Below are 21,078 nucleotides of genomic sequence, written 5' to 3'. Positions count from 1 at the left end.
GGGCCTTGCAGGAAGAAATGGGTAAAAGAACAGCGTTGAATCGAAATCAGTAGGTCACGCGTCCACGCACATGTGGCTTGTCGCCCTTGGCGTTGCGCACCTCAAACAGCGCACCGTCGTCTCGACGTGATGACCACAACGAGGCTTTGGATGGCAGATAAAGCGGCGTCTTGAACTCCGCGATCACCTCGGCCTGGTCGATCACGTCACGTGGCAGCAACGTCGCCAGCGCCTTGGCCTTGGTCCACATGCCATGTGCAATGGCCCGTTTGAAGCCAAAAACACGCGCCGTGATCGCAGAGAGGTGAATCGGATTGATGTCGCCCGACACATGTCCATATGTGCGACCAATGCCAGCCGAGGCCACGAAATCGGCCTGGTGCGACAAGGGTGTAGGGTCAACCAAGGCCGAGACATAAGCCTCGCCGCGTGGCTGACGTGCGCCTACGCGCAGCAGAAATTGCTCGCCCTCCCAGACCAGATCGTCACCACGCAACACGCGCATGTCGAGGCGGTAGACCTGCCCCTTTTCGTGGGACAACAAGGGCCCCGTGCTCAACTCCACGCGCACCTCGTCACCCACATTCAGATGGCGATGTTGCCGTATGCAGTTGCCCAGATGGACCGTGCCCATGGCCGGCCAGGGATTGAACTTCGACCCGAAAAACGTCATGGCCAGTGGAAAGGCCAGCATCTGCGGGTAGGTAATCGGCACGCCATGCACCTTGCAGAAACCGCAGACCCGAGCATAAGCCGCGACGTGAGCCTCTTCCAGGCAGACCTTCGGCCGCACCAGCGTTACCTCTGGCAAAGCGTCCACAGCCCCCGGACGCTTGCTGCTGGACTGCAATGCCCCCAGATACAGCGAGACCGGACTCGCCAGCTTGTTGATCTCGATGGTGTCCATCGCTGATCAGGCACCCAACAGGCTCTGACCACACACCCGCACCACATTGCCAGTGATGGCGCTCGAAGCCGGGCTGGCAAACCACGCAATGGCCTCGGCCACATCTTCAGGCTGCCCGCCCTGGTTCATCGAGTTCATGCGGCGGCCTGCTTCACGGATCGCAAAGGGAATGGCCGCCGTCATCTGCGTTTCGATGAAGCCCGGCGCCACCGCATTGATGGTGATGCCCTTCTCGCTGAACACCGGCGCCGAGCTTTGCACCATCCCGATCACACCGGCCTTGGAGACCGCGTAGTTGGTCTGCCCCATGTTGCCGGCGATACCGGAAATGGATGACACGCACACGATGCGGCCGCCCGGACGGAGGGCCCCAGAGGCCACCAGCGCCTCGTTGATGCGCTCCTGTGTTGACAGGTTCACGTTGACTACCAGTTGCCACAGGCTTTCCTTCATGTTGGCAATGGTCTTGTCACGGGTGATACCGGCGTTGTGCACCACCACATCCCAGCCACCCTGGGCCTGAGCGGCATCCACCAGCTTCTGTGGCGCATCGGCCGCGCCAATGTCCAGCGCAATGGCCTGGCCACCGAGCTGTTTGGCGACCTCGTCGAGGGGTGCTTGGGCCTGGGGCACATCCAGGCAAATGACTTCTGCACCATCGCGCGCCATCACAGCCGCAATGGCAGCCCCAATACCGCGAGACGCCCCCGTCACCAGAACCTTCTTGCCCGCCAAGGGCAGGCTCCAGTCGGCCGGCGCCACCACAGCGCCCGTGCCCACCCCAACGCGAATGACCTGCGCCGAGACATAAGCCGACTTGGGGGAGAGCAGAAAGCGCAAAGTGGACTCGATGTGCGCCTCGGCGCCTTCGGCTACATAGACGAGCTGCGCATTGACGCCCTTTTTCAACTCCTTGCCCAGCGAGCGCACCAACCCTTCCAGTGCGCGCTGGATGGTGGCCTTGCGTGGGGAGGCGCACAACTCAGGCGGACGACCCAACACAATCACCCGGCCACAAGGCAGCAGGGACCGCACCGTTTCGTGAAAGAACCAGTACAGCGCATCTGACTGCGTACTGTCGTCCAGCCCCGTGGCATCGAACACCAGGGCCTTGACCTTCTCGCCCGGCTGCCCGTCATGACCCCAGCGTCCGGTTGTCAATCCTGCCTTGTTGGCAACAGCCACCCATTGCGGAAGGCGCGCATGTGCCAGCGTCTGTGCACCGATGGACTTGAAAACCGATGCCAGGGCCTCCAGCAGTTGCGGTTTGTCCCCACCACCGACCAGCACTGTCCCCTGGATGACCGGCTGCCCCTGCTGATACCGCTCCAGCGGCATCGGCTTGGGCAGACCCAGGGCGTTGACGAGCTTGGCCCCCATCGGGGAATTGGCAAAGTCGAGGTAACCGTCTTTCATGCTGATACGTCGCTGTGGGTGATGCCTGTGCCGGGGCACGGCGAGGTTGAAACAGGAGGTGAAGATGTCAGGCGTCAGCCCAACGGGCCATTGAGTGGCATGCCCGGGCTGTTGAGGATGGCGCCAAAGACACGGGACTGCACCGCATCTGGCAAGGGGGCGTTGAGCGCAGCCACCATGAGCGAGGACAAGCGCGCGAGGATGAGCGCCTCGTCATCCCCCTCACCTCTGGTGAAATCACGGATGAGACGCTGGGTTTCACCACCAGCCAGGATGCCCGACAGCGCGCCCAGCGCGAAGTGCAGGCGGAACCCGAGTTCATCGCGACTCAGGCTGGGCAAGGTGCGTTGAAAGGCGAAGAAGAAGCCTCCCAGCGTTTCGATGTAGCGGCTGTTGATGTAGTCGCGCACCACCGGCGAGGGATCGGTGTAGGCCCGCCCGATGAAATGCAGATAGCGCTCGGCATGTGGGCCATCACCCCTGAAAATGCGCACGGCCGGCAGAAACAAGGCGACCAGTACATGCTCGCAAGTGAGCTTGTCGCCCAACTCCTTGTCGAACCACTGCAATAATGCGACACGGTGCTCGTTCAAAGGGTCGAGTTGTCGGGCCAGTACGGCCTGAATGAGTGCATCCTTGCTGCCAAAGTGATAATTGACTGCGGCTAGGTTGACATTGGCCGATGCGGTAATCTGCCGCATCGACATCGATTCATAGCCGCCCGTGACGAACAGGGTCTCTGCTGCGTCAAGGATGCGGGTCTTGGTATCAGCCGGTACCAGGCGGGTGACTGAAGAGGTGGTCAATTGCTGCTCCGAATACGAACGTTTCAAACGTTCGTTTTATCCATCGAAGCGTATGGTAGGTCAAGCTTTTTGATGTGACACCCTGTTGCACGCTCTTTTTTTAAATTACCCCCGAATAACGGGGGTCGGCATGCAGGGTAAGTACCTAACTCAAGTGGCGATACGATGCAGCGGACCCACATTCAGCCGCATCAGACCATGTCCACCATCCTCTACCTGACCCAAATCCAGTTCGACTTCGGTGCCATTGCGACGCTTCCAGCGGAGTGCGAACGGGTTGGCATCCGCCGCCCCATGGTGGTGACCGATGCTGGCGTCAAGGCCGCTGGTGTCTTGCAAACAGCGCTGGACCAATTGGCTGGATGGCCGGTGAGCATCTTCAGCGACACCCCATCCAACCCGACAGAAAGAGCCGTGCTGACGGCCAAGGCAGCCTATATCGCAGGCGAATGTGATGGTCTGATCGCTGTAGGGGGAGGCTCAGCCATCGACCTGGCAAAAGGGCTGGCCATCGTCGCCACCCACGAAGGGCCACTGACACGCTACGCCACGATCGAAGGTGGCTCGCCACTGATCACACCACATGCCGCCCCGCTGATCGCCGTGCCCACGACCGCAGGTACCGGCAGCGAAGTCGCGCGGGGCGCCATCATCATCGTGGAAGATGGACGCAAGCTCGGGTTCCACTCCTGGAACCTCATGCCCAAGGCCGCGATCTGCGACCCCGAACTCACCGTTGGGCTGCCATCGGCGCTCACTGCGGCAACCGGCATGGATGCCATCGCCCATTGCATGGAAACCTTCATGGCGCCGGCCTTCAACCCGCCTGCCGATGGCATCGCGCTGGATGGTCTGGAGCGCGCCTGGCACCACATCGAACGGGCGACACGAGATGGTCAGGATCGAGAGGCCCGACTGAACATGATGAGCGCGTCCATGCAAGGCGCGATGGCTTTCCAGAAGGGATTGGGGGCCGTACACAGCCTCAGCCACAGCCTCGGCGGCATCAACCCCAAGCTGCACCACGGCACGCTCAACGCCATGTTCCTGCCCGCCGTGATCCGATTCAATGCCGAGGCCGAATCCATGCGCAAAGACTGCCGACTGGACCGCATGGCGCGTGTCATGGGCCTGCCATCGGGTGAACTCATTCCGCAGGCCATCCGCGACATGAATGCCCGGCTTGGTCTGGCTTCCGGGCTTGAACAACTCGGCGTACAGCGTGACTGGTTTGACCAGATCATCAAGGGCGCGTTGGCAGACCATTGCCACAAGACGAACCCGCGCACGCCCTCGGCGGACGACTACAGGGCTTTGCTCGCCGAATCCATGTGAGCCTGCTGCGCGGCCCCGCCCGGACCATCCGGACCGCTGCGCAGGCGGGTCACCATGACCTGGTCAATCTTGTGGCTGTCGACGTCCATCACCTCAAAGCGATAGCCACCCCACTCCACTGCATCGGTCCGGCGGGGAATGCGGCGCAGCATCACCATCAGGAAACCTGCCAGGGTCTGGTAGTCATCCTGATGGGGCAACCCATCGAGTTCCAGCGCGCGCAACACATCCGGGATGGGGGTCACGCCATCGATCAGCCAGGAATCGGCATCCCGTTGAACAATCTGCTCTTCATCAAGCGGACTGACCAGCCCGCCCATCACGGTGTTCATCACGTCATTGATGGTGATGATGCCCACGACCAGACTGTATTCATTGAGGATGACAGCGATGTCTTCGGCGGCCTGCCGGAACTGGTCCAGCACCTCGGACAGGGTCAGACGGTCGGGCACCATCAGCGCCTTGTGCACCAGGCCCTCTGAGCGCAGCGACAAGGGTTGCCCTTTCAGCACGCGGCTGAGCAGGAACTTCGAGTCGACATAGCCGACCACATGGTCGATGTCGCCATCGCACACCAGGTAGGTGGAATGGGGGTACTGGTCAATCCGGGCCTTGATCAGCTCGTCACTGTCATCGAGCAGAAAGTAGACGATGCGCTCCCGACCGGTCATGGCACTGGTCACCGTGCGGGTGTCCAGCTCGATCACGTTTTCGATGACCTCGTGCTCGCTGGCATCGAGGATGCCCGCCTCAGCCCCGGCTTCGGCCATGGCCAGAATGTCGTCCGAGGTGATGGTGTCATCACGCCGTTGCGGCAGGTTCAACAGCTTGAACAAGGCATCGGTGAGCCGACTGAAGAACCACACGATGGGGTGGAAGACTGCCAGAAAGAAGTGCATCGGGCCTACCACCCGCACAGCGACTTGTTCCGGTGCAACCATGCCCAGACGCTTGGGAAAAAGGTCTGCCAGCAGAATGAACAGACTGGTTACCACCACGAAGGACGTCAACACCCCGGCGGTCTGTGCAGTCTCCATCGCCACGCCCACGCGCAACAACAGTTGCTGGACAAAAGGAGACAAGGCGCCCTCGCCCACGATGCCACCCAGAATGGCCACGCTGTTCTGCCCGATCTGGATGACAGTGAAGTAGTCACCAGGCTCTTCCTGCACCTTGAGCACCGCCTGGGCCCGGTACTCGCCCTGGTCGAGCAACTGACGCAGACGCACGCGACGTGATGCCGCCACAGCGAGTTCCGCAGTCGAAAAGAACGCGCTGAGCGCAATCAGAAGGGCAATCAGCAACAGGCTGACAGAGGTATCCATGTCTGCAGTGTAGTGGCCTCACAGAGGCTGAATCACCTCAACAGGGCACCCTTTATCCAGCCACATCTGCCATTCATCAGCCAGGCGTGCACTTTCAGCGACAGCCTTGGTCCAGTCACGGATGCGCTCGGCTTCCCCCAGCGCCTTGAAATCATTGCGGTCTGGCAGCTTGCCATTGGGCAACGACGCCACCCATTCCGGATTGGGAACCAGTGTCACCACGTTATCCAGCCCGGGAGTGGGTCGATGACGCGACTTGAACACCTTGTCGAGCCAGCCCGGCACGATGGTTCGCTGAAAGTGGGGATACAGCACCAAGCCGGCAGGCATGCCTGCGTAATCCCAGTGCAGGTGATAGTCGATGAGCCCACCGTCCCAGTGAGTGGCACGGCGCGTCCCCGGGATGTTGCGAACACCATCCAGCACGAACGGAATGCTGCAGGAGGCTTGCACGGCCGGCAGGAAATTCGCCTCGGTCAGCGTGATGTGCCGTGTAGGCTGATCATCGAGCGCAATCGGCAGCCGATCACCTGGCGTGGAAAACACATGCCGCTCAAGAAAAGCCCCGACGCCCCGACGCGACACAGCATTAGCCAGCACCAGCCCTGCAAAGCCAAGCGGAGCACCCACGCGCCCACCCGCGCGCAGCACATGCCGCCCTCGCGAGGTCAGAACATGCAGACGGCGCGTCGGATGATGCAGTACGGACTGCAGGTCACGCTCAAAGAAGGCGCGCAGCGTCTCTTCAAACCCGCGGCTGACGCTGGCAGGCGTGGGCATCTTCTTGCCCGGTTCAAGGTCGTAACGCTGGGAGATGTAAACCTGCGCCAGGTCTTCAAACGCTTTGACCGGGTTGGGCATCGCCGCAGCCGCCATGCGCCATGCCCCGATGGACGCACCCACCAGATGCAAAGGGTGATCGACCTCGTTGAACCAGCTACCAAACAACTGACGGTCGATGTGCGAAAGAATCAGGCCCTTAGGGCCTCCGGCTGCGGCGGGGACCAGGGCCACGTCGGATGGACGCAGCCCATGCTGTTCAATGTGACGACGGGCAACCGGCCCGGCATGGATGTGCAACGCTTTCATGGTTCAACGACAAAGCGGCCAACAGGCCGCGATGCATTGAAGGATACCGGACAGCAGCCAAACGTGCAGCGCGTCAGCCAAGTACCTGGTAATCGCCAAGATCAGCCCGACGCGTCAGCCAGCGGTAGCTGAAGGTGAAGCCTGGCCAGTTGGTCGGGTTGACGCCGTCACGGGTCTGATACCAGCTGGAGCACCCTGCGGCCCAGACCGTGCGCTTGAGTCCGGCAGTGATGCGGTCATTGAACTGGTCGAATCGGGCGCGTGGAACCTCAATGGCCTTCACGCCCTGGTTGCGCATGGCTTGCATGCAGCGGCTGATGTGTTCGATCTGGCTTTCCAGCATGTACACGATCGAGTTGTGTCCCAAATTGGTGTTCGGTCCATACAACATGAAGAAGTTGGGGAAGCCCGACACGGTCATGCCGAGGTAGGCCTGCGCACCACGCTTCCAGACGTCGTGCAGGTCGAGCCCATCGCGCCCAGTCACTTTCATGGGGGTCAGGAACTGGGTTGCTGCGAAGCCCGTGCCGTAGATGATCACATCCGCCGGATGCAACTGACCGCCCGCCGTGACCACGCCCTCGGGGACGACGCGGGTGATCGCATCGGTGACCAGCTTGACGTTCGGGCGAGACATCGCCGGATAGAAGTCATTGGATATCAGCACCCGCTTGCAGCCCACGGTGTAGTCGGGCTTGAGCTGGGCGCGCAACAAGGGGTCAGGCACCTGCTGCCTCAGGTGGCGCAGAAATGATTGCTGCACAAACCACATGGCCTGCGGCACATGGGTGAACGCCAGCGCACGCGCCTCATGTGTCAGATAAATCCAGGCACGGCTGAGTGCCTGCAGCTTCGGCCACCGGGTGAAGCGCGCTGTTTCTGAAGGTGTGTAAGGGCGATCATCCTTCGGGATCACATAGGGCGCCGAGCGCTGGTACACGGTCAGCTCGGCCACCTTGGGGGCCACCTCGGGGATGAACTGGATGGCACTCGCCCCGGTACCGATCACCGCCACCTTGAGCCCGTCAAGTGACAAGCCATGGTCCCAGTGGGCCGAGTGAAATTGAGGGCCCTTGAAGGAGGACAAGCCTTCGATAGCAGGCAACTGGGGCGTGCTGAGCTGGCCACAGGCCGAGATCACGAACTGCGCATGCAGCACCTCGCCTTGCGACAGCGTCACCTCCCAACCGTCCTCCACGCCAAGGAAACGCAAAGAGGCCACCTCCGCCCCAAAGCGGATGCGGTCCATGAGCCCGTATTGGCGAGCGCAATGCTGCAGATAGGCATGGATCTCGGACTGTGGGGCGTACTTGCGGGTCCACCGCGGATTGGGCTCGAACGAGAACGAGTAGAGATGGGAAGGCACATCGCATGCGGCCCCCGGATAGCTGTTTTCACGCCAGCAGCCGCCCACATCCTGGCTTTTTTCCAGGATTAGCACGTCGTCGAACCCGGCCTTCTTCAAGGCGATGGCCATGCCCAGCCCCCCGAAGCCGGCACCAATGATGACCGTGCGACCAGGTCGCGTCCGCAAATCTGAAGTACTCATGCTGGGGATTCCTTGGGTAGCACGGGAGTGCATCGTGGTGATCAAATCTGAATACACATGGTGTCAGGAAGACTGTTTTCCCACCATTCGGACAAATCCCTGAGTTCCTGTTTGAAACGGAGACCCTCGTGGCCCATCACCTCATCACCGGCGCAGCCAGCGGCATCGGCTTTCTGATTGCACAAACCATGCTTCGCCGCGGCGATCACGTCTGGGCGGTTGACCTCGATGTCGCAGGCTTGAGCAAACTGCAGGTGCACGCATCCAGTCCCGCTCATTTGCGCACGGGTGCGCTGGATGTGCGCGACGCCGAAGCCTGGGAACGCCTGATGGGTGACATCGCCGCTCAATGGCCCCAACTCGATACGGTCATGAACGTCGCGGGCGTGCTTCGCCCCGAGTATGTCGGGCAAACCTCCACAGCCAGCATCCACCTGCAGATCGATGTGAACACCAAGGGGCTGATCTTCGGGACCGAGGCTGCCGCACGCCTGATGGTGCCACGTCGCCATGGCCACATCATCAACATCGCGTCGATTGCCGGCGTGTCGCCCGTACCAGGCTGTGCGATCTATTGCGCGAGCAAGTTCGCAGCGCGTGGCTATTCCCTGAGTGTGGCGCAGGAGTTGCGCGCACATGGCGTGAAGGTCACGGCCATTTGCCCGGACGCCGTGGCCACCCCCATGCTGGGGCCAGACAACCTGCGCCCGGAGGCGGCCATGATCTTTTCCGGCTCGGGGCCAATGCCGCCGGACAAGGTCGTTCAAGCCGTTCTGAAGGCCATGAACAAGGCACCGGTGGAGATCATCCTGCCTGGTTGGCGCGCCCTGCTGGCCAAAACTGCCAGCCTGGCACCCGGCCTGACCAGTTCGGTCTTTGGGTTGATGATCTGGTTGGGGCGGCGTCGGTTGGCTCGCACCACCGGCCACACGCCCCACTGAGGCTCAACGCTTCGTTTGCAGCTTGGCAAACGCGGCGGCCATGGCCGACTGCGCTGGTGCTGCCTGCTGCCCTCGCTGACCGCCCCCAGCCCGCTCATTGCGCGCTGCCGGGCGGAAGCCGTTGTCCCGCCCTGCCCCTGCAGCTTTGGGTGCGGCTGCAGCATCCAGTTTCATCGTCAGCGAAATTCGGCTGCGAGGCAGATCAACCTCCAGCACCTTCACCTTCACGATGTCACCCGTTTTGACCACCTCGCGGGCATCGTTGACGAACTTGTTCGCCAGTTGGCTGACATGCACCAGACCATCCTGGTGGACACCCAGATCCACAAACGCCCCAAACTGCGCCACGTTGCTGACCGTGCCTTCCAGCACCATGCCTTCGCGCAGATCCTTGATGTCTTCAACTCCGTCATTGAATCGGGCCACCTTGAAGTCCGGACGCGGATCGCGGCCCGGCTTTTCCAGTTCCGCCAGGATGTCCTTGACCGTGATGACACCAAACTTCTCATCGGCAAACACTTCCGGCTTCAGCGTGCGCAGCACCTCGGCACGCCCCATCACCTCGCTGATTGGCTTGCCCACGGCAGCCAGCATGCGCTCGACAACCGGGTAGGTCTCAGGGTGCACACCCGACACATCCAGCGGGTTGTCACCCTCACGAATACGCAGAAAACCGGCGGCCTGCTCGAAGGTTTTGGCACCCAGACCGGCCACATCCATCAGCTGCTTGCGGTTGCGGAACGCCCCATTGGCATCACGCCAGCGCACGATGCTGTTGGCCACCGCCGTGCTCAGCCCCGATACCCGAGACAGCAACGGTGCCGAGGCGGTGTTCAAATCAACGCCCACCCCGTTCACGCAATCCTCGACCACGGCATGGAGGGTGCGCGCCATGTCACTCTGGTTGACGTCGTGCTGGTACTGCCCCACCCCGATGCTCTTGGGGTCGATCTTCACCAACTCGGCCAGCGGATCCTGAATGCGCCGTGCAATCGACACCGCACCACGCAGGCTGACGTCCAGCTCGGGCAACTCCTTGCTGGCGTACTCCGAAGCCGAATAGACCGACGCACCGGCCTCGGACACGACCACCTTGTCGATCGGTGTGCCCGGAGCCAATTGCTGAATGCGTTTGATCAAGTCGCCTGCCAGCTTGTCGGTTTCGCGGCTGGCCGTGCCGTTGCCAATGGCGATCAGGTTGACGCCATGGCTGGCGCAGAGCCGGCCCAGCGTGTGAATCGAGCCCTCCCAATCGCGCTTGGGTTCGTGCGGATAAATCGTCGATGTGTCCAGCACCTTGCCGGTTTCATTGACGACCGCCACCTTCACGCCGGTGCGGATACCGGGGTCCAGCCCCATGACCACACGCTTGCCAGCAGGCGCAGCCAGCAGCAAGTCACGCAGGTTTTCAGCAAACACCTTGATGGCGGTCTTTTCAGCCTCTTCGCGCAGGCGTGCAAACAGGTCACGCTCCAGGCTCAAGCTCAGCTTGACCTTCCAGGTCCAGGCAATCGACTTGCGAATCAAGTCATCTGACGGACGTTTGGCATGGCTCCAGCCCAGGTGCCGGGCTATGCGGCCTTCGGCCATCGACGGCTGCCCAGGAACCAGTTCCTCATCCAGCGCCAACTTGGCATCCAGGATTTCCTGGGTGCGCCCGCGGAACACAGCCAGGGCGCGGTGCGAGGGCACCGTGCGAATCGGCTCGTCGTAGTCGAAGTAGTCGCGGAACTTGGCCACGTCAGGGTTGTTCTCATCCTTGCCGGCCATCAGACTGGAGCGGAACAACCCATCTTCCCAGAGCCACTCACGCAGCTTGCCAACCAGCGTGGCGTCTTCTGCCCAACGCTCGGACAAGATATCCCTCACGCCATCCAGCACGGCCAAGACATCGCCAAAGCCTGCTTCGGCGTTGATGAAGCTCGCCGCCTCGGCCTGCGGATCCAGCGATGGGTCGGCAACCAGCTTGTCGGCCAGCGGCTCGATACCCGCCTCGCGGGCGATCATTGCCTTGGTGCGCCGCTTCTGCTTGTAGGGCAGATACAGGTCTTCCAGATCCTGCTTGGTTGGGGCGGCCTCGATGGCTGCGCGCAATTCCGGCGTCAGCTTGCCTTGTTCGTCGATGCTCTTGAGCACCGCTTCGCGCCGATCTTCCAGCTCACGCAGGTAGGTCAGGCGCACTTCCAGTTCACGCAGCTGCGCGTCATCAAGCCCCTCGGTGGCCTCCTTGCGGTAACGCGCAATGAAAGGCACGGTTGCCCCACCATCAAGCAGCTCCACAGCTGCATTCACTTGTGCAGGCCGAACCTTCAGTTCAGCCGCCAGTTGCATCAGGATCTTGTTCAAGCTTGCGCTTTCATCGGCTGTCGGTCGACACAAAAACTGATCGCGCCATCAGCCGCGCCGGCGACGATCAGGGCGCGCAGTTTGCCACAGCCCGGCACTTCACAACCGTACATGAAGGGCGCTGCGAATGAGGGACAATACGAGGTTGCGCCGGCCTGTTCGCTGGCATTGAAGAACACCCCAACCGGTCATGTCCCTGATCCCCTACGCCCTGCCCCGCTCGATTCTCTTCAGCCTGGACCCCGAGCTCGCCCACGAACTCACCATGGGCGCCCTGGCCCGATTCCAGAACACCCCGCTCGCCTGCGCCTGGGGTGCCAAGCGTGTGGAAGACCCAGTGGAGCTGGCTGGCATCACCTTCCCCAACCGCATTGGCATGGCCGCAGGCCTGGACAAAAATGGCCGCTGCATTGACGGACTGGGCGCACTCGGCTTTGGTTTCGTCGAGGTGGGCACCGTGACCCCCAAGGCGCAGCCTGGCAATCCCAAGCCGCGCATGTTCCGCCTGCCTGAAGCCAACGCACTGATCAACCGCCTGGGCTTCAACAACGACGGCCTTGATGCCTTCGTGGCCAATGTGCGCAAGGCGCGCTTCCGTGAACAAGGCGGCATCCTCGGGCTGAATATCGGCAAGAACGCCACCACCCCCATCGACAATGCGGTGGATGACTACCTTGCCTGCCTGAACGGGGTCTACCCATGGGCCGATTACGTCACGGTCAACATCTCGTCGCCCAACACCAAGAACCTGCGTGAGTTGCAAAGCGATGAAGCCCTGGACCGCCTGCTGGGCGCCCTGCAAGCGCGCCGCGTGACCCTGCAGGCTGAACACCATCGTCAGGTGCCGATCTTCGTGAAGATCGCACCGGACCTGAGCGAAGCCCAAGTATCCGTGATTGCTGCCACGCTGCAGAACAATGGCATCGATGGTGTCATTGCCACCAACACGACCATTGGCCGAGATGCGGTCAAAGGGCTGCAACACGCCGAAGAAACCGGCGGGCTCAGTGGCGCCCCGGTATTCGAGGCCAGCAACATGGTGATCCGTCAGCTGCGCGCCGCACTGGGGCCACGCTTCCCGATCATTGGCGTCGGTGGTGTCATGAGTGGTGCTGATGCGCGAGCCAAGCTGGATGCGGGCGCAGACCTGGTTCAGATCTACACCGGCCTGATCTACAAGGGCCCGGCCCTGGTCACCGAGTGCGCCAAGGCACTCAAGGGTTGACGTTGTTCAATTGAATCGGTGCATCGACCAGTCGGATCGATGTATCGAGCACTTCCTGACACTCTTTCGCATGCAGATTCAGCGCCCGCGCGTAGCGGGTGGTGCAATGATGAATCACATGCTGCTGCTTGGCGGGGTCCATCCCGATCGCGTCGGCCAACTCGTCAGCCAGGCTGGCCACAGCACGGAGCGTCTCGACAGCGTCATCGGGTTTGCGTACGGCAAGGGTCCGATTAAGCGGCCGTGCCGCGTGCTGCAAGCGGTCATCCATACCCCAATGCCGCATGACGGCCACTGACAGTTCAGTCAGATCAATGCCCAGCACCGCACCCGCTGCAGCTTCCGCTGACATGCCTGGCGTTGGTGTTGTATTACCCGGCTGCGGGGGCCCAGGCTGCATCAGACGCTCGATCTGGGCAGCTTCCTCTGGGAAGTGATACAGCACCAGCAACTCACCCAGCCGTTGTGACATGGCCGCCACCAGCGACTCTTCATCGCTGATGGAAAAAGGTGCGAGCAACCTGGCCATCTGGCCAGATATACAAGCCCTGCGCAAGGCCTTGCCCAGCGCGACTTGCGCTGAACCCGCCTCCAGCCCTGCCGTCTGGCCGGCTATGGCCAGTGCACCAGGCCAGGGCCGCAAGCTGCCCAGCACGCGCCGCAGCCCCTGCTGGCCCAACAGCACAATCGCCCGCGTGATCGTGGTCACCCGATCTTCGCCCGTGCCGTTCTGAAACCGCGCGGTATTCACGCTGCGCAGCAACTCCCAGACCAGGCCGGGATCGCGTGTGATGACCTCGACAATGTCATCCACCCGCATCAATTCCTGACCAAGCGACTGCAACAAGGCCTTGTCAGCACGCGGCCGACTGGGCAGATTGCCGACCGTGTTCAGGCGATCCAGCAGCAAAGCCAATGGCCCGCCGGACTCCTCTTCGTTGGTCTTGATCCAACCCTGCAATGCCGACAGCAAGGTGCGGGCATTCAGGTAGCGCTGACGTTGTTGGCGGTCCGTCGCGCGGTTGACGATCGCGCGCAAGGTATCCGGTATGGGATGGGCACCACTCCAGGGCAATCTGACAATTTCAGGCCCAACACGCTGTGCTGCACTACCCAGGTCAGGATCATCCAGAGCCGGTTGACCGACCAGCAAACGATGAAGCAGCAAACCGGCCATGAGCACATCGCGCTCGGCCTCTTCACGCACATGCTGCCGCACTGGGGCACCACGCGGTCTTCCCGGCGTATCAGCCATCAGCCCGACAGCCAACCCGGCCATACTGACACGCCCTGTGCTGTCGATCAGCAAACTGTGCAGGCCAATATCACGGTGCACGACCCCAGCCTCGTGGGCATAGGCAAGCCCTTCCAGGGCGTCAGACATCCATCCAGCAGCCTCTGCAGGCAATGGCACCCCGTTTTGAGCCAAATGCTCCTGCAGCGTCAATCGCCCGTCACGGTGCGCGCTGGCATAAGGCCAGCCCTCGTGCACGCCCGTTTCCAGAACCTCCACCAAGCGCGGATGCTGCAACCTCGCTCCAGACTGGACATCCTGCAGCCACTCGTCCAGATCCCGCGGTGAACGAGGCTGAACCCGGGGCACATACAGCAGCACATCCAGACCCGCGCGCGGGTCAAACGCCAACCAGGTGCTCGCAGCCAAGGTACGGCACAACATCTGCCGCAACTCATAGCGACCGAACCGAGAGATCACCTGCGGTGGATTGGGGGGCGCGACTGCGGTCATGAAAGCATCAACGAGGAAATCTGGCCTCAAACCCTTGGGGGCACGTACAGCAATAGTCGCTATTGGAACGCATTTGTAACCATGCGATCCATCAACTACAAGCCGGAATCGTCCTTATTTTTCTAAAGGTAAAGCGATTTAGAGCATCCTGTGTCATCCAGTCATCAAACACGGCTATGACACTCATAGCAAAAATGGCTCTTGAACTCGCCTGCAGAGTGGTCATCTTCTGTGTCAGAATCTTCTCAACGTGCCCCGGACACCCCCTTGGATGTACAAAGACCGGCGGCGTTACCTAGGATATTTCTAAATGAGCAGCGACCTGATCAAGCACATTACCGACGCCTCGTTCGACGCAGATGTTCTGCAGTCGGCCACCCCCGTTCTGGTCGATTACTGGGCCGAATGGTGCGGCCCATGCAAGATGATCGCCCCCATCCTGGACGAAGTGGCCAAAGACTACAGCGGTCGTCTGAGCATCGCCAAGATGAACGTTGACCAAAACCGTGAAGTGCCGGCCAAGTTCGGCATCCGCGGCATCCCCACACTGATGATCTTCAAGGGTGGCCAACTGGCCGCCACCAAGGTCGGGGCGCTCTCGAAGGCTCAATTGACAGCCTTCATTGACGCCACCCTGTAATTTCCAGGGTTTTTCACACCTATAATCACCTAACTGGCTGAAAAACATCGGCCAGTCAGCGTCACACCTGACGGCCCAACAGCCCAATGGTGGAGCAACAGTCAACGCTCATGAATGGCTCTCCGTACATGAGCGGATCACCCAGACTGCCGGCTCCCGACAAAAGCGTTTGACCTCCGGTCATTTTTTGTCCACCCCTCGACACCCGATTGCCTGACTGTTCAGGGCTTGCTCCGCACGCCAGCCGATATGGGTTACGCACAGGGTCACTATCCATGCACCTTTCCGAACTGAAGGCACTGCACATCTCGAAACTGGTCGAGATGGCTGAAGGCCTGGAAATCGAGAACGTCGCTCGCATGCGCAAGCAAGAGCTGATGTTCGCGATCATGAAAAAGCGCGCCAAGGCGGGCGAACAGGTCTTCGGCGACGGCGTCCTCGAAGTGCTGCCTGACGGCTTCGGCTTTCTCCGCGCGCTGGATGCCAGCTTCCTGGCCAGCACCGACGACATTTACCTGTCGCCAAGCCAAGTGCGCCGCTTCAACCTGCACACCGGCGACATGATCGAAGGCGAAGTGCGCGTGCCCAAAGATGGCGAGCGCTACTTCGCACTGGTGAAGGTAGATCGCGTCAATGGCCTGGCTCCTGAGGTGAACAAGAACAAGATCATGTTCGAAAACCTCACGCCGCTCTTCCCTGACGAGCAGTTCAAGCTCGAACGCGAGGTGCGCAGCGATGAGAACATCACGAGCCGCATCGTTGACCTGATTGCCCCGATCGGCAAAGGCCAGCGTGCGCTGCTGGTCGCGCCACCCAAGAGCGGCAAGACGGTGATGATGAAAAATCTGGCGCACGCCATCACCGCCAACTATCCCGACGCGCACATGATCGTGCTGCTGGTCGACGAACGCCCGGAAGAAGTGACGGAAATGCAGCGCACCGTGCGAGGCGAAGTCATCAGTTCCACTTTCGACGAACCGGCCCAGCGCCATGTGCAGGTCGCAGAAATGGTGATCGAGCGCGCCAAGCGTCTGGTCGAACTCAAGAAGGATGTGATCATCCTGCTGGACTCGATCACCCGTCTGGCACGCGCCTACAACAACGTCCTGCCCAGCTCCGGCAAGGTGCTGACAGGCGGCGTGGACTCCAACGCCCTGCAACGCCCCAAGCGCTTCTTTGGCGCCGCCCGTAACGTGGAAGAAGGTGGTTCTCTAACCATCATCGGCACCGCACTGGTCGACACTGGCAGCCGCATGGACGAAGTGATCTACGAAGAGTTCAAGGGCACCGGCAACTGCGAAATCCACCTGGATCGCCGCATGTCGGAAAAGCGCGTGTACCCGTCGATTCTGCTGAACAAGTCGGGCACCCGCCGTGAAGAGCTGCTCCTGAAGCCGGAGATCCTGCAAAAGAGCTGGATTTTGCGCAAGCTGCTCTATCCCATGGACGAAATCGAGGCGATGGAGTTCATCCTCGACAAGATGAAATCCTCGAAGAACAACCACGAGTTCTTCGACATGATGCGCCGCGGCGGATAAGTGCTATAATCTGAGGTTTTTCAGGCTGTCGGAAAGTGCGAGCGCATAGGGCGCACGTGGCTTCCACGTCAAAAATTCACAGCAAAAGGTTCGAGATGAAACAAGGCATCCACCCTGATTACCGCGAAGTCTGCTTCGTTGATCAATCCAACGGCTTCAAGTTCGTGACCCGTTCTTGCGCCCCCACCAAGGAATCGATCAAGCTGGAAGATGGTCGTGAGCTGCCCCTGTTCAAGCTCGAAACCTCTTCTGAATCGCACGCTTTCTACACCGGCACCCAAAAGAGCGTCGACTCGCTGGGCGGCCGCGTCGAGAAGTTCCGCAACAAGTTTGCGCACCTCAAGAAGTAATTGGTCGGCTAGGATGTGCGCCAAGCACGCCTGCTGAATCAATCACACTGATCAAAAGGCAGCCTCGGCTGCCTTTTTGTTTTGCACCTGCCGATGCCCTCCACGTTTTCCGTCATTTCTCCCGCCCTGGTCACCCAGAAAGCGGTTCGGCGACTGCCTCGCTGGGCTTTGCTGTTGTTCTGCGCGGCCTATGTGCTGCCGGGGCTATTCGGCCGCGACCCCTGGAAAAATGCGGATATCACGGCCTTCGGCCACATGTGGAGCATCGCGCTCGGGCAGGCCTCCTGGCTGCACCCGAATATCGGTGGCGTCCTGCCGTCGGGCGGGGGCATCTTGCCGTATTGGCTTGGTGCAGCATCCATTTCACTGACCAGCCCCTGGCTGGACCCGGCTCTCGCTGCGCGCATTCCATTTGCGTTCATTCTGGCCGCAGTACTGGCCTTGACCTGGTACACCTGCTATTACCTGGCCCGTACAGATGCCGCGCAACCCCTGCCTCTGGCCTTCGGCGGCGAAGCCCAGCCACAAGACTATGCGCGAGCTGTCGCGGATGGCGCGCTGCTGGCGCTGATCGCTACCCTGGGCTTGCTGTTGCTCGGGCATGAAACGACCCCCGAGCTGCTGCAGTTGCTCGGCAGCACCATGTTCCTGTTCAGCCTGGCCGTCGCACCTGCCAAACCACTCGCCGCCAGATTGACAGCATTGGGCGGTCTGGCATGCATGGCCTTGAGTGGCAGCCCCACGGTGGCGGTGTTGCTGGGCGTAGCAGGCACGGCAGTGTGCAGCCTGTCTCATGATGACGGCATGCACCACCATCGCATCTGGGTGGTCGGCGCAACCCTCCTCGCAGCCGCCTTGGCAAGCTGGTTGACCTTCGCGGGTCTGTCAGGATGGCAACTCCGGGTGACCTTTGGCCTCCACCTGGCGGACCTTCTGCGACTTGCAGCCTGGTTTGCCTGGCCTACCCTGCCCCTGGCCACACTGACCGTATGGCACTGGCGCCGCCAGGTGCTGCGCCGGCACATTGCCGTGCCGTTGTGCGTGGCGCTCATCGCCATGGTGTCCAGCCTGGCCATGGGCGCCAGTGATCGTGCCTTGTTGTTGGCCCTGCCGGCCCTGTCCATCCTTGCCGCATTCGCGCTGCCCATTCTGCAACGCAGCCTGGGTGCGGCCCTCGACTGGTTCTCTGTCTGCTTCTTCACCGCTGGCGCCATCCTGGTCTGGCTTACATATGGCGCGATGTTCACTGGGCGCCCAGCACAGATGGCCGCGAACGTCAGCAAGCTGGTACCCGGCTACGTGAACGACTTTTCCATCGTGGCCTTGTTCGCTGCGCTGCTTGGCTCGGTCCTGTGGCTGGCACTGGTGCGTTGGCGCACCTCACGCCACACCCACGCTCTGTGGAAGAGCCTGGTGCTGCCCGCTGGCGGCGTTGCGCTGTGGTGGCTTCTGGCCATGACGTTGATGCTGCCACCGGTTGACCAGGCTCGCAGTTACCGTCTGTTCATGACCCGCGTGCAGACCTACATTCAGCCCAAAACGTGCGTTGCCGCACCCGAGGCATCGACCGGCTTGCTCACGGCCCTGGAATATTTTGGCAACTATGAAGTCAATGGCACCTGGGCCATCAACGATGTTCCTGCTCGCTGCGGCACCCTGATGATCACGTTGCCGGCCAAGGCCCGCTCACCTGAAGTGGCTGGCTGGACGCTGGTTGCGCGCGTCAACCAGCGGACACGCAACTCCGAGTCGGTGGCCATTTTCCGGCGCGCCAATTGATCCCACTGGTAGCCGGCTCTTGCAAGCCTTCTTCAATGCGCCTTGACTCGGGCTGCAGGCACTTGAATTGAAAAGGTGGAGCCCCGGCCAGGTTCACTGGTGATCCGCATCTCACCACCATGGCGCTGAACCACGTGCTTGACAATAGACAAGCCCAGACCGGTTCCCCCGGTCCCACGTGAACGGCTGCTGTCGACCCGATAGAAGCGCTCAGTCAATCGAGGAATATGCTCCGCCTCGATGCCAATGCCCCCATCACGCACGCTGAACTCGCCCCCACCTTCAGGCAGGCATGCCCAGCGCACATCGACGCTGCCCCCATCCGGGGTGTAGCGAATGGCGTTGGAAACCAGATTGCCCATGGCACTGATCCATTCACTTTCCACACCAGCCAACTCCACCTCCCTGCCCTGACTGTCTATCGTGAACGTCAGGGGGTGACGGCCGCGGGACAAGCCCTCTGCATCGACCTGCAGGCGACGCATCAAACTGGCGATGGGTGTCCACCGGTCAGATGCGGGCCGAGGGCTCCCCTCGATCTGAGCCAAGGTCAGCAGATCCGCCACCAGCGTCTGCATGCGATCAGCTTGCTGCGACATCAAACCAATCACCTTGGTTCGCTCCACCTCGGTCAAAGGCAGTGAAGCGAGCGTCTCGATGAACCCGCTGAGCACAGTCAGCGGCGTGCGGATTTCGTGCGACACATTGGCCACGAAATCGCGTCGCATGTTGTCGGCGCGCTCTCGCTCGGTGATGTCTTGCGACAGGATCAGCGTCTGCCCATCGCCATAGCGCCGAGCCTGCACCGATATGAAGCCTTGCATGCCACGCGGCATCAGACATTTCACCGGATCTTTGTAGTCGCGAGACTGCAGGTACTGGACAAATGCCGGCTGGCGGATCAGGTTGGTCACGCGCTGACGCAAATCGCGAACGGGATCGAGACCGAAGTGATCTGCCGCGGCATCGCTGATCCAGGTGATGTGTTCGTTCTCGTCGAGCAACAACAGGCCATTTGGAGAGGCCTGAATGGCTGACAAAAATTGCTGGAGCCGCCGCTGCTCCTCAGCCAGTTGCATGTCCTTGTTGCGCAGGACACGGTAGATGCGGTGTCCAACCTCGCCCCAAAGACCAGGCAGATTTGGGGTCTCTGCCTCGGGGGTGCGCAACCAGTCAAGCAGCTTGTAGCCTTTGAGCGTGTCAAAGACCGTGAGCGACAGGACCGCGGCAGCCCCTACAAACACACTGGTGGTCGCTGGATAGCCAATATGCGTACCAAACCACCATCCCAGTCCGCCCCCCAGCAGGGCCGTGATCAAACGGGCGCTGACACGGGACAGCAGCCAGGAATTTGTCGTATCTACCATCGAGAGGGCGTTCAATCAGGCGACGTTGCTCACCTGCTGGGTCAAGCGATAGCCGGCACCACGCACTGTTTCAATCAACTGCGAGCGATCCACTGGTGCGAGTGCTTCACGCAGACGCTTGACATGCACATCCACCGTACGCTCTTCGATGAACACATGGTCACCCCAGACCCGATCCAGCAACTGGGCACGGCTGTGTACCCGCTCAGGATGCGTCATGAAGAAGTGCAGCAGCTTGAACTCGGTCGGACCGATCTTCACTTCCTGATCAGAGCGAGACACACGGCGCGTAGCGGGGTCCAGACGCAGACCTGCGACCTCCACGGCCGAATCAAGAGCCTGGGGCGCCTTGCGACGCAACACCGCGCGGACCCGCGCCATCAACTCATGAGTTGAAAACGGCTTGGTCAGGTAGTCATCAGCGCCCGCATCCAGGCCAGCCACCTTGTCCACCTCTTCCGCGCGCGCCGTCAGCATGATGATGGGCAGATCCTTGGTCCGCGCCTCGGTACGCCAGCGCTTGGCCAGCACCAGCCCGGATTGACCCGGCAACATCCAGTCCAGCAACACCAGGTCCGGCAGGACGCGGTCGATCTCCAACTGGGCGGAATCGCTGTCGGGGGCGACGGTCACCTCAAAGCCGGCATGGCGCAGATTCAGCGCAATCAGCTCTGCAATGGCCACCTCATCTTCGACAACTAAAACTCGGCTCATGGGT

General features: G+C 61.2%; 18 protein-coding genes. 7 read left to right on the top strand and 11 right to left on the bottom strand.

The features are described from left to right. Positions 1-46 precede the first annotated feature (46 nt). The 3 genes from ACE3PH_RS10195 to ACE3PH_RS10185 all read right to left on the bottom strand — a co-directional run bounded on the left by ACE3PH_RS10195 (position 47) and on the right by ACE3PH_RS10185 (position 3,129). A complete protein-coding gene (locus ACE3PH_RS10195; protein ID WP_374318533.1) occupies positions 47-907 on the bottom strand; it encodes a MaoC/PaaZ C-terminal domain-containing protein in 861 nt (286 codons plus the stop codon). Positions 908-913: 6 nt separating this feature from the next. Next, positions 914-2,323: a 3-oxoacyl-ACP reductase gene (locus ACE3PH_RS10190; RefSeq protein ID WP_374318531.1), complete on the bottom strand. Its 1,410-nt coding sequence runs from the start codon at positions 2,321-2,323 to the stop codon at positions 914-916. Positions 2,324-2,397: 74 nt separating this feature from the next. After that, positions 2,398-3,129, bottom strand: coding sequence for a TetR/AcrR family transcriptional regulator (locus ACE3PH_RS10185; RefSeq protein ID WP_374318529.1), 732 nt, complete (start codon positions 3,127-3,129; stop codon positions 2,398-2,400). Between the two features lie 198 nt (positions 3,130-3,327). Here ACE3PH_RS10185 and ACE3PH_RS10180 point away from each other — a divergent pair, with 198 nt between their 5' ends. Then, positions 3,328-4,464 carry an iron-containing alcohol dehydrogenase gene (locus ACE3PH_RS10180; RefSeq protein WP_374318527.1) on the top strand — a complete coding sequence of 379 codons (1,137 nt, stop codon included), beginning with the start codon at positions 3,328-3,330 and terminating at the stop codon, positions 4,462-4,464. Here the strand turns inward: ACE3PH_RS10180 and ACE3PH_RS10175 are convergent. The 3 genes from ACE3PH_RS10175 to ACE3PH_RS10165 all read right to left on the bottom strand — a co-directional run bounded on the left by ACE3PH_RS10175 (position 4,434) and on the right by ACE3PH_RS10165 (position 8,427). After that, positions 4,434-5,789, bottom strand: coding sequence for a hemolysin family protein (locus ACE3PH_RS10175; protein ID WP_374318526.1), 1,356 nt, complete (start codon positions 5,787-5,789; stop codon positions 4,434-4,436). The two genes, ACE3PH_RS10180 and ACE3PH_RS10175, sit on opposite strands and share 31 nt — an antisense overlap. Before the next feature lie 18 nt (positions 5,790-5,807). Next, positions 5,808-6,878 (bottom strand): patatin-like phospholipase family protein, encoded by a 1,071-nt coding sequence (locus tag ACE3PH_RS10170; protein ID WP_374318524.1) that lies wholly within the window; start codon positions 6,876-6,878, stop codon positions 5,808-5,810. A gap of 73 nt (positions 6,879-6,951) precedes the next feature. Continuing rightward, complete coding sequence (locus ACE3PH_RS10165) at positions 6,952-8,427, bottom strand: flavin-containing monooxygenase (RefSeq protein WP_374318522.1); 1,476 nt, start codon at positions 8,425-8,427, stop codon at positions 6,952-6,954. Positions 8,428-8,555: 128 nt separating this feature from the next. Between ACE3PH_RS10165 and ACE3PH_RS10160 the strand changes: the two genes are divergently transcribed. Next, on the top strand, positions 8,556-9,368 hold the full coding sequence (locus tag ACE3PH_RS10160) for an SDR family NAD(P)-dependent oxidoreductase (protein WP_374318520.1): 813 nt from the start codon (positions 8,556-8,558) through the stop codon (positions 9,366-9,368). Between the two features lie 3 nt (positions 9,369-9,371). Here the strand turns inward: ACE3PH_RS10160 and ACE3PH_RS10155 are convergent, their stop codons facing one another. Both ACE3PH_RS10155 and ACE3PH_RS10150 read right to left on the bottom strand, forming a co-directional pair. Continuing rightward, complete coding sequence (locus ACE3PH_RS10155) at positions 9,372-11,714, bottom strand: Tex family protein (protein WP_374318518.1); 2,343 nt, start codon at positions 11,712-11,714, stop codon at positions 9,372-9,374. Continuing rightward, entirely contained in the window at positions 11,711-11,893 is a 183-nt protein-coding gene (locus ACE3PH_RS10150; RefSeq protein ID WP_374318516.1) for a hypothetical protein, read from the bottom strand. The genes ACE3PH_RS10155 and ACE3PH_RS10150 overlap by 4 nt, the downstream gene beginning before the upstream one ends. An 11-nt stretch (positions 11,894-11,904) precedes the next feature. Here ACE3PH_RS10150 and ACE3PH_RS10145 point away from each other — a divergent pair, with 11 nt between their 5' ends. After that, positions 11,905-12,939, top strand: coding sequence for a quinone-dependent dihydroorotate dehydrogenase (locus ACE3PH_RS10145; RefSeq protein WP_374318514.1), 1,035 nt, complete (start codon positions 11,905-11,907; stop codon positions 12,937-12,939). Here the strand turns inward: ACE3PH_RS10145 and ACE3PH_RS10140 are convergent. Next, a complete protein-coding gene (locus ACE3PH_RS10140; protein ID WP_374318512.1) occupies positions 12,929-14,686 on the bottom strand; it encodes a serine/threonine protein kinase in 1,758 nt (585 codons plus the stop codon). The genes ACE3PH_RS10145 and ACE3PH_RS10140 overlap by 11 nt on opposite strands. Before the next feature lie 310 nt (positions 14,687-14,996). On the opposite strand from ACE3PH_RS10140, the gene trxA reads away from it, so the two are divergent. The 4 genes from trxA (at position 14,997) to ACE3PH_RS10120 (ending at position 18,993) form a co-directional block, all read left to right on the top strand. After that, positions 14,997-15,326: a thioredoxin TrxA gene (gene trxA / locus ACE3PH_RS10135; RefSeq protein WP_374318510.1), complete on the top strand. Its 330-nt coding sequence runs from the start codon at positions 14,997-14,999 to the stop codon at positions 15,324-15,326. A gap of 275 nt (positions 15,327-15,601) precedes the next feature. Next, a complete protein-coding gene (rho, locus tag ACE3PH_RS10130) occupies positions 15,602-16,864 on the top strand; it encodes a transcription termination factor Rho (RefSeq protein ID WP_374318508.1) in 1,263 nt (420 codons plus the stop codon). Positions 16,865-16,959: 95 nt separating this feature from the next. After that, on the top strand, positions 16,960-17,214 hold the full coding sequence (locus ACE3PH_RS10125) for a type B 50S ribosomal protein L31 (RefSeq protein WP_374318506.1): 255 nt from the start codon (positions 16,960-16,962) through the stop codon (positions 17,212-17,214). A 93-nt stretch (positions 17,215-17,307) separates the two neighbouring features. Next, positions 17,308-18,993, top strand: a complete 1,686-nt coding sequence (locus ACE3PH_RS10120) for a hypothetical protein (protein WP_374318504.1) — start codon at positions 17,308-17,310, stop codon at positions 18,991-18,993. A gap of 32 nt (positions 18,994-19,025) precedes the next feature. Here ACE3PH_RS10120 and phoR read toward each other — a convergent pair whose 3' ends face one another. Both phoR and phoB read right to left on the bottom strand, forming a co-directional pair. Next, positions 19,026-20,360 (bottom strand): phosphate regulon sensor histidine kinase PhoR, encoded by a 1,335-nt coding sequence (phoR, locus tag ACE3PH_RS10115; RefSeq protein WP_374318502.1) that lies wholly within the window; start codon positions 20,358-20,360, stop codon positions 19,026-19,028. 15 nt (positions 20,361-20,375) lie between these two features. Continuing rightward, positions 20,376-21,074 carry a phosphate regulon transcriptional regulator PhoB gene (gene phoB / locus ACE3PH_RS10110; protein ID WP_374318500.1) on the bottom strand — a complete coding sequence of 233 codons (699 nt, stop codon included), beginning with the start codon at positions 21,072-21,074 and terminating at the stop codon, positions 20,376-20,378. Positions 21,075-21,078 lie beyond the last annotated feature (4 nt).

This window comes from Aquabacterium sp., assembly GCF_041909175.1.
Taxonomy (GTDB): domain Bacteria; phylum Pseudomonadota; class Gammaproteobacteria; order Burkholderiales; family Burkholderiaceae_C; genus Aquabacterium.
This window is presented reverse-complemented; position numbering and strand designations above follow the sequence as displayed.